This window comes from Vibrio mytili (assembly GCF_000830505.1).
GTDB classification, from domain to species: Bacteria; Pseudomonadota; Gammaproteobacteria; order Enterobacterales; family Vibrionaceae; genus Vibrio; species Vibrio mytili.
The window spans coordinates 1-8,320 of the sequence record NZ_JXOK01000095.1 but is presented as its reverse complement, the minus strand read 5'-3'; the positions used below and the strand labels follow the sequence as shown (position 1 = coordinate 8,320).

7 protein-coding genes are annotated in these 8,320 nt (G+C 45.5%); 4 read left to right on the top strand and 3 right to left on the bottom strand.

All coding sequences use genetic code 11. The annotated features are described in order from the left end of the window. Nucleotides 1-49: 49 nt before the first annotated feature. The 3 genes from SU60_RS20965 to SU60_RS20955 all read left to right on the top strand — a co-directional run bounded on the left by SU60_RS20965 (nt 50) and on the right by SU60_RS20955 (nt 3,059). On the top strand, nt 50-1,003 hold the full coding sequence (locus SU60_RS20965) for a tripartite tricarboxylate transporter substrate binding protein (RefSeq protein WP_041157227.1): 954 nt from the start codon (nt 50-52) through the stop codon (nt 1,001-1,003). Nucleotides 1,004-1,091: 88 nt separating this feature from the next. After that, a complete protein-coding gene (locus SU60_RS20960; RefSeq protein ID WP_041157226.1) occupies nt 1,092-1,559 on the top strand; it encodes a tripartite tricarboxylate transporter TctB family protein in 468 nt (155 codons plus the stop codon). Nucleotides 1,560-1,571: 12 nt separating this feature from the next. Beyond that, the gene (locus tag SU60_RS20955; protein ID WP_041157225.1) at nt 1,572-3,059 is read left to right on the top strand and encodes a tripartite tricarboxylate transporter permease; all 1,488 of its coding nucleotides are present in this window, start codon (nt 1,572-1,574) and stop codon (nt 3,057-3,059) included. A gap of 431 nt (nt 3,060-3,490) precedes the next feature. Here the strand turns inward: SU60_RS20955 and SU60_RS20950 are convergent, their stop codons facing one another. Continuing rightward, complete coding sequence (locus SU60_RS20950) at nt 3,491-5,848, bottom strand: glucose/quinate/shikimate family membrane-bound PQQ-dependent dehydrogenase (RefSeq protein WP_041157224.1); 2,358 nt, start codon at nt 5,846-5,848, stop codon at nt 3,491-3,493. A gap of 378 nt (nt 5,849-6,226) precedes the next feature. Here SU60_RS20950 and SU60_RS20945 point away from each other — a divergent pair, with 378 nt between their 5' ends. Continuing rightward, complete coding sequence (locus SU60_RS20945; RefSeq protein ID WP_041157223.1) at nt 6,227-7,351, top strand: M14 family metallopeptidase; 1,125 nt, start codon at nt 6,227-6,229, stop codon at nt 7,349-7,351. A 247-nt stretch (nt 7,352-7,598) separates the two neighbouring features. Here SU60_RS20945 and SU60_RS20940 read toward each other — a convergent pair whose 3' ends face one another. Next, the gene (locus tag SU60_RS20940) at nt 7,599-8,117 is read right to left on the bottom strand and encodes a cytochrome b/b6 domain-containing protein (RefSeq protein WP_041157222.1); all 519 of its coding nucleotides are present in this window, start codon (nt 8,115-8,117) and stop codon (nt 7,599-7,601) included. Beyond that, nucleotides 8,107-8,320: PepSY domain-containing protein (locus tag SU60_RS20935; RefSeq protein WP_041157221.1), on the bottom strand; the 214-nt coding region annotated here is incomplete at its 5' end. The genes SU60_RS20935 and SU60_RS20940, both read right to left, overlap by 11 nt.

Here is an 8,320-nt window from a genome sequence, read left to right as displayed (position 1 = left end):
GGGTTTGATTATTAATAATTACTATAAATATAATTAAATGGAGAAACGCATGTTTAACTCAATATTTAAATCCGTAACTACTGGCATATTTTGTCTTACCTCTACACTAGCAATGGCTAACTACCCTGATAAACCCATCACTTTAGTTGTGGGCTTTTCTGCTGGTGGCGGCACCGATGTGATGGCACGCAATGTGGCCCCTTTTCTAGAAAAATATCTTGGCGATGATGCAACCATTGTAGTGAAAAATATGCCAGGAGCCAGTGGGCAAATCGGTATCACCGAAGTTGCACACTCAGACCCTGACGGTTACACCATTGGTACGTATAACCTGCCAGGTATGATGGCGCGCACGCTAGATCGTGATGCCAATTATAGTGCCGACAGCTTCACGTTCCTTGCCAATATCGTCAACGATCCCAACGTGATTGTGACCTCAAAAAAAGGCAACATCGACAGCTTGCAAAAGCTTATTGAGACAGTGAAGGGGGCTTCCCGTCCGATGCCTATCGGTATGTCCAGCTTGGGTGGGGATGATCACCTTGGTTTGATCAAGTTTGAAAGTTTGACTGACACTAATTTCAATATCATTCCGTTTAAAGGGTCGTCAGCGGCACGTACTGCAGTACTGGGTGGTCATGTGAAAGCGGCGGTATTGAATATTTCTGAAGTTACTGAATTTAAAGATGAACTGAATATTATTGGTCTGTCTCAAAGTGAGCGTTCAGAGTTTGATCCTTCCATTGCGACCTTTAAAGAACAAGGTGTCAACTTCATCAATGGTGCTATGCGTGGTTTTGTAGCTCCAGCTGGTTTGCCTGAAGATGTGAAAACCAAATTGTTGGATGCTTTTGCCAAACTAGCTAAGGATCCAGAGTTTCTAGCTAAAATGAAATCAACGGCTAACCCCGTATCAGTTTCTTTAGGTGACGACTTTAAAGAACTCAATGCCGAAACGTTAAAACTTGCTCAAGACGTTTGGGAAAAAACACCTTGGAAATAAATTTTAGGACGGATATTTAGTGCTAAAAATACACACCATGTGAGTCGAGAGACTCACATTATACAGCTGTAGTAACACGGGGGTGTTCATGAGTACGATCACGCAAACGCTATTAAAACCAATGTTAAAACCTATATCACTTGTTTATGTGATGATTATTATTGCCGCGTGTGGTTTGTTGAAGCCAGCTTTGGAGTTGAGCTCAGAAGCTGGCATGTTGCCTCGAGCAATGCTGATGTTATTAATTGTTTTTTCGGGATTATCATTAATAGTTCAAATTAAAAAATCATGGCAAGAAAATAGTAAGGACGACACGGTTTTAAAATCACCAAAACGCGTATTTAGTGCCTTATTAGCGGTTTTACTTTTGGTCGTTTCGATCCAATGGGTTGGCTTTTATCCCACCATAATTGTTTTTGTTCCGGCGCTGTCATATTTCTTTGGTTGCCGAAGTAGAAAGGTCCTAGCCGCGTCGACGGTGATCTTTGTTGCGTTAATCTACTTGGTATTCAGCGTTGCAATGTCGAAGCAATTTCCTGCTGGTTGGCTGTTTTAAGGATTACTGACTATGTATCACGAATTACTGTCTGCGTTACCCAACGTATTGTCAATGAGCAACTTTCTGGCCATTATTATCGGTGTTTTGGCTGGTATTGCAGTTGGCGCCATGCCTGGCCTTAGTGCAACTATGGCGATCTCGGTCTTGGTCCCGTTTACCTTCGGTCTTGATCCTTTGGTGGCACTTGGTCTGATGGCTGGTATTTATAACGGTGCGATGTATGGAGGGGCTATTCCAGCGGTATTGCTGAGAATCCCTGGTACACCAGCCGCAGTAGCAACCAGTTTTGACGGCTATCCGATGGCGCAGAAAGGAAAGGGGGGCTTTGCCCTTCAGGTTGCGGTAATCTCATCGGCTATCGGGGGGATTGCGAGTGCTCTGGCCCTAATGCTGCTTGCTCCACCGCTGGCAAAAGTAACCTTGTTGTTTGGTCCGTCAGAGGTGTTCTGGGTTGCGGTATTTGGCCTGTGCAGCATTATATTCTTATTGGGAGAAGACCCACTCAAAGGCTTGATTGCTGCTTGTTTTGGTGTCGTTGTTTCTATGGTTGGGGTGGACCCAATTTCCGGTGAAGATCGTTTTACCTTTGGTTACCTAGAGTTGGTCGACGGGATCAATATCGTAATCCTGTTGGTGGGTCTATACGCATTGCCCCCAGTGATTGATTTGCTGGAAACTCCGCTGAAAAGCAAAGCTATGAATAGCTCGTTACAAACCGAGTCAATTCTGCGCTCAGCACCAAAAATGGTCAGATTCTGGCTCACTTGGTTGCGATCTTCGTTTATCGGTATCTGTATTGGCATTCTGCCGGGGGCTGGTGGCTCAATGGCGGCATTCATGTCTTACAATGAAGCGCGCCGGGTGAGTAAAACCCCAGAAACTTGGGGGCATGGTGAGCCTGAAGGCGTAGCAGCCTCTGAAACCGCCAATAATGCGGATACGGCGTCTGCGCTGATCCCGGCTTTAACCTTAGGCATTCCGGGAACGGCTGTGGCGGCTGTTATGCTAGGTGGCCTGTTGGTGCACGGACTACAGCCAGGCCCTATGTTGTTCCGCGACAACCCAGACATCGTGTTCGGCTTTATGTGGCAATTCTTATTTGGTGCAATTCTGCTGATATTCCTTGGCGGAACTCTGGCGACCAATAGTTTCGCAAAATTACTAAAACTACCGCGTCCGGTGCTTGGTTCTATCATTATGGTGCTGATGTTCATCGGGGTTTATTCTATCAACGAGCGTATGTTTGATGTCTATTTGATGCTAGGGTTCGGACTGATTGGTTATGCGATGGATAAGTTTAAGTTCCCACTGCCGCCGGTCGTTCTAGGCCTGATTTTGGGGGGCTTCGCCGAAGAGAACCTGCGCCTAGCATTGTTGATTGGTGGCGGTGACTGGAGCATCCTGTTTGACAATACCACTAGCCTGGTTCTGGTTGCTCTGACCGTTGCGGTTGTGGTGGGGCCAAGCGTGAAGAAAGCGATCCTTTCTAAAAACTAAGAAGTGAGTGATTAAAAAAGAGAGGCGGACATACTTTAGCAAATGGTCAGCCTCTCTTTTTTCTGTCGTCAACCTGCCTCTGCACTCACGTCGTCAGCAACAGTGTTGGTTTTAACCAACCCTAGAACAATATAATCTGCTTGTTAATGACTCTCCGCCAGTGGGAATAGTGATGTTATTCGATGAGTTATAGTTTGCCTTTAAGTATTCTCAAAAAACACTTTTGGTTTGCGAGTCACTAAGAGGAATACGAAATGCCTGAGCTTTAATAGACGCAATGAGGGTTAATTAAAGAGCAGAATTGAAAAATTTGGTGGGTAATCCCTTATGGGGTAAGGCTTTGCTTATGTTGAGGTCAATAAAAAGGCCACCCGAAGGTGGCCTCAGACTGCTTTTTAAATTTTTAACCTAGTGTATGAGAACATACATATCTACTTGGCTAATTGATAGGCAAGGACATAGTCACCGGTTTTGGTGCCTATCGAGCCGTGACCACCAGCGACGATGACCACCATCTGCTGACCTTGGCTGTTGAGATAAGTCATCGGTGTTGCTTGCCCACCTGCGGGTAGACGTGATTTCCATAGCTCTTGACCACTGGTTAAGTCATAACCACGAATATAGTTATCCATCGCCGCACCCATAAATGCGACTCCACCACCGGTGATGATAGGACCACCAATGCCAGGAACACCCATTTTGATCGGCAGCGGCAGTGGTGTCATATCTTCAATAGTGCCGTTTTTATGCTGCCAAGCTACATTACCAGTGCTGAGATCGGCACCAGCAACAAAGCCCCACGGTGGCTGCTGACATGGCACGCCAAGCGGTGACATAAACGGGCTGAGTTCAACAGCGTATGGCGCGCCTTTGTTCTCGTTGACGCCGTGCTCGCCTGTATTCACTTCGTTTGAGGAATACTTGTCACTATCTTTGTCGACAATGGTGGAAACAAACGCAAAGCGCAGCGGCATACCAAACATCACTTGGCGTTTAGGATCGACGGCCACGCTACCCCAGTTAAACACACCAAAGTTACCTGGATAAACGATTGACCCTTGTTTGGATGGCGGCGTATAGCGGCCTTCATAACGCAGTTGTTTGAACTTAATACGACAGATCATCTGATCGATCAGAGAAGCCCCCCACATATCGCTTTCGGTTAATGTCGGCGGGTTAAAGCTCAGCGCTGAACTAGGCTGCGTTTTAGAGGCGAAATCGCCAGCGATGGTGCCTTGTGGTGCTGGTTGTTCGCTAATTGGTAAAATAGGTTCACCAGTGGCTCGGTTTAGCACATACACATCCCCTTGCTTAGTGGCTTGAACCAAGGCCGGGATAGTGTTGCCATCGATAGTTAAATCGACCAATACTGGCTGCGCTGGTGTGTCCATATCCCAAAGGTCATGATGCACGAACTGCTGAACCCATTTTGCCTGTCCGGTTTTTGCATCTAATGCCACCACAGAGCTTGAGTACTTTTCCTCGGCAGGGTTTCGATACATACCAAGCTGATCTGGCGTGCGGTTGCCCATCGGGAAGTAGATCAGTCCGAGTTTGTCATCGGCGCTAGCGACCGACCAACTGTTAGGAGAGCTAACGGTATAGGTTTCCCCTTCTTTAAGCGGAGATGTATCGCTTGGATTTGCCGAATCCCAGTTCCACATCAGCTTACCGCTTTGTGCATCAAAAGCACGAATCACCCCAGATGGCGAGTTGATGTCATAGTTGTCATTTACAGAGCCTGCGACGACTACAAGTCCTTGGGTGACAATCGGCGGAGAGGTTGAGTAATAATAGCCCGCTTGCTTAAATGGCATATGTTGCATTAAATCCAGCACGCCATCTTTGGCAAAATTGCTACAACGAGCCCCCGTTTTCGGATCAATGGCGATCAAACGCGCATCGGATGTGGGTAAGAATAGTCGCGCGTCACATTGCACTGGCGCTAAATCTTGAGTATGCAAGTTCGCTTTGGCGTTGGCAGGAATGGTTAAATCCATGCTGCTTGAGTCGCTTGCTGGTAGGTAAGAGACACCGCGGCAGGTTTGATGTTGACGCTGACTTTCGGTGGGCACTTTGGCGTCATAGACCCAGCGTTTAGCGCCCGTATCGGCATCCAGTGCTACCAACCAGTTATGCGGCGTACACAAATACAAGGTACTACCCAGTTTTAGCGGCGTTGCTTGATAGGTGGTTTCCGTGACATCCTTAGGGCCTTTTTTATCGCCAGTTTCAACTCGCCACGCTTCGCTTAAGTGTGTGACATTTTGGGTGGTGATTTGGCTAAGAGGAGAATAGCGCTGACCATAGTTACTGCGTCCATAACTGGTCCAAGCGTCGTCAGCAATACCTCCCATGCTTGGAGTGGCGTTGACGGTTTTGGTCGGCAGTTGGCCGTTGATGTCATGCGTGGTGTTGGCAAGCGAGCCCAAGGTAATCAAGCTACTTGCTACCCAGATGACAAATAAACATCCCGCCGAGTAAGGATTTGATTGACGATAGCCAACTAATAAAGGAATTGCAGCGAGCAAAGGAATGCCCATTCGAGAGGAAAGTGGCCACCAGTCGAAACCAGCGTCCATTAATGCCCAAATAACGGTACCAAGTAAAAACATCGCATAGATGTAATTGGCGAAGATACGTCGTTCAGTGAACAGAAAAAAACAAGTGAGAAGTAGAGCGGCTCCCGCTAAGATGAAGTAAAAGCTACCTCCAAGCGAGACTAACCAAGTTCCTCCTGCCGCAAGTGCTAACCCTATCAACATGAGTAAGACGGCGAATAGCCTCATGAATGCTCCTTAATTCATACGGTCGATTAAATTCATATGTATTCATAGACAAACGAGATCTAGCGTGGATTAATATGTGATTTATGTCAAATTATTGAGCGCAAAATGAATATTAAATGTAAATAAAAATTTAAAAACTATGATTGCAAAAATGAGGTTAAACAAAAAACATTTGCGAATGGGTCAGTATTAACGGACCTAAATAAACGCAAAAAAGAATGATTTTTAACGTTTTTAATGGCTAAACTGCATTAGCTTACTATCAGCGGTTTTTTGATGGTTTGAGTGGCGTTAAAGTCAGCTTTCAACTTAGTGTGCTTACTGTTAAGTTTTAGCTATTCTCAACCTCCCATCTGTTATGAAAACAAGTGAATTCTTATGAAAATATTCAGCAATTTTGAAAGTGGCAACATTCAAATTGAAAAAGCGACATCCCCTGAAGATATACAGCTGTCAATTCCAGCCGATAATCAGTCAGATTTTGCCCAATGGTTTCATTTTCGCCTTGAAAGTGAACCGCAAGTCCAGCATCAATTTAAATTGCTGAACTTGGCGAAATCTGCCTATCCCGAGGGATGGAAAGACTATGACGTTGTGGCCTCCTATGACCGCGAAGAGTGGTTTCGTATTCCTGCTGAATTTGATGGAGACACATTACGCTTCAACGTAATTCCTGAATTTGGCTCGATGTATTTTGCCTACTTTGCGCCATATTCGTACGAACGTCATCAAGATCTACTGCATCAGGCACAAATGAGTCATTTCGTGAAACTCGAAACATTGGGTCATACTTTAGACGGAAATGACATGAGTCTCCTGACCATTGGTGAGTCTGAGGAAGGCAAAAAGAAGATTTGGATCATCGGGCGTCAACATCCTGGCGAAACCATGGCTGAGTGGTTTATCGAAGGATTGTTGCAACGTCTACTTGATAACACTGATACGCTTGGTCGCGCATTGTTGGATAAGGCGGTGTTTTATGTCGTGCCAAATATGAACCCAGATGGCAGTATTCGTGGCCACCTGCGCACCAATGCGATGGGTGTCAACCTTAACCGAGAATGGCAAACGCCAAGCATGGAAAAAAGCCCAGAAGTTTACCTAGTACGCGAGCGTATGTTGGCGACTGGCATGGACATGTTTCTTGATATCCACGGTGATGAAGCGATCCCGTACAACTTTGTTGCTGGTAGTGAAGGCGTGCCGGGTTACGATGCGCAGATGCAAGATTTGGAAAATGCGTTTAAACAAGCACTGTTGACGATATCACCTGAGTTTCAAGATGAAATTGGCTACGACAAAGACAAACCGGGCGAGGCTAACTTGACCGTAGGCTCTAATTGGGTCAATCACCAATTCCAGTGTTTGTCGTACACCGTCGAAATGCCATTCAAAGATCATATCGCGCATCCCGATGAGTTCTATGGTTGGTCGCCAGAGCGCAGCGTTGCGTTCGGCCAAGATGTGCTGGGTGCTGTTTGGGCAATTGTCGATAAGTTGTAGTTTGCCTTGTTCTCTTTAATCAAACTTAAAAGCCAGAGCCTGCTCTGGCTTTTTTATGCGTAGGGAAGGTTAAAGTTGAAGGGGTTGTGCGGATAGTACTCGCCAACTAATCGTTTCTATGTGCATTGTTTTAGTTGGTTGAAAGAGATAAAACGGAAATGCCTAAAAACAACTCAGAGTATATACTCGTTCATATTCTATTAAGGCGAGTTTACCTTAGTAGTACTTATTAGAACTCAAAGACAAATCACCTTTTGAAGCGTTTCGGGAGCATGTTACGGAGGTAGGACTGATTCGTTATTTTGCTCATAACGACAACAGCGAAGATATGAATGCAAATACAAACGAAGGTTATATTCACTGCGCTATTATGAACTATTTCGACCCAATCTTCCCCCCAATATCTATCTGTTTCCATCATAAACCCGGAAATACCAGCGACAATGAGACCACCCCACATACACCAAATCATGATGGCTCCTGCTGGATTATGTCCTGGATGGACATCCGTATTTGTCTCTATTACCTCTTTAAGGTGCTTAATTGCTTTGGGTATGGAAGGCAGAAATGATGTCAGTCGCGCAGGTGGTGGGGATATACACCCCCAAACCAATCTTATAACAACGGTGCCCACTAAGGTATATCCAATGTATTGATGAATGTTACTACCTGCCTTGGTCACGAAGAAATTCAGCAGAAACAGTGTCGCTACTGCCCAGTGGGTCACTTTTACTACGGGATCCCAATGCGTTAATTTAGTCTTCATCTTCATTCTCTTCAACTACTGACATATCTACTGGATTGTAATAGATTTCGGCTCTCTTACCGTTGCTGTCATATCCATAGAGTTCATAACATCCTGTGCTCGTTTTTTTAAATTTTTTCACCTTATATCCTTGTGACTTGACTATTTCTTTTGCAGCGTCTAAAGGCATCCATACGTCTTGTGATTCCTTTGTGCAAATGGGA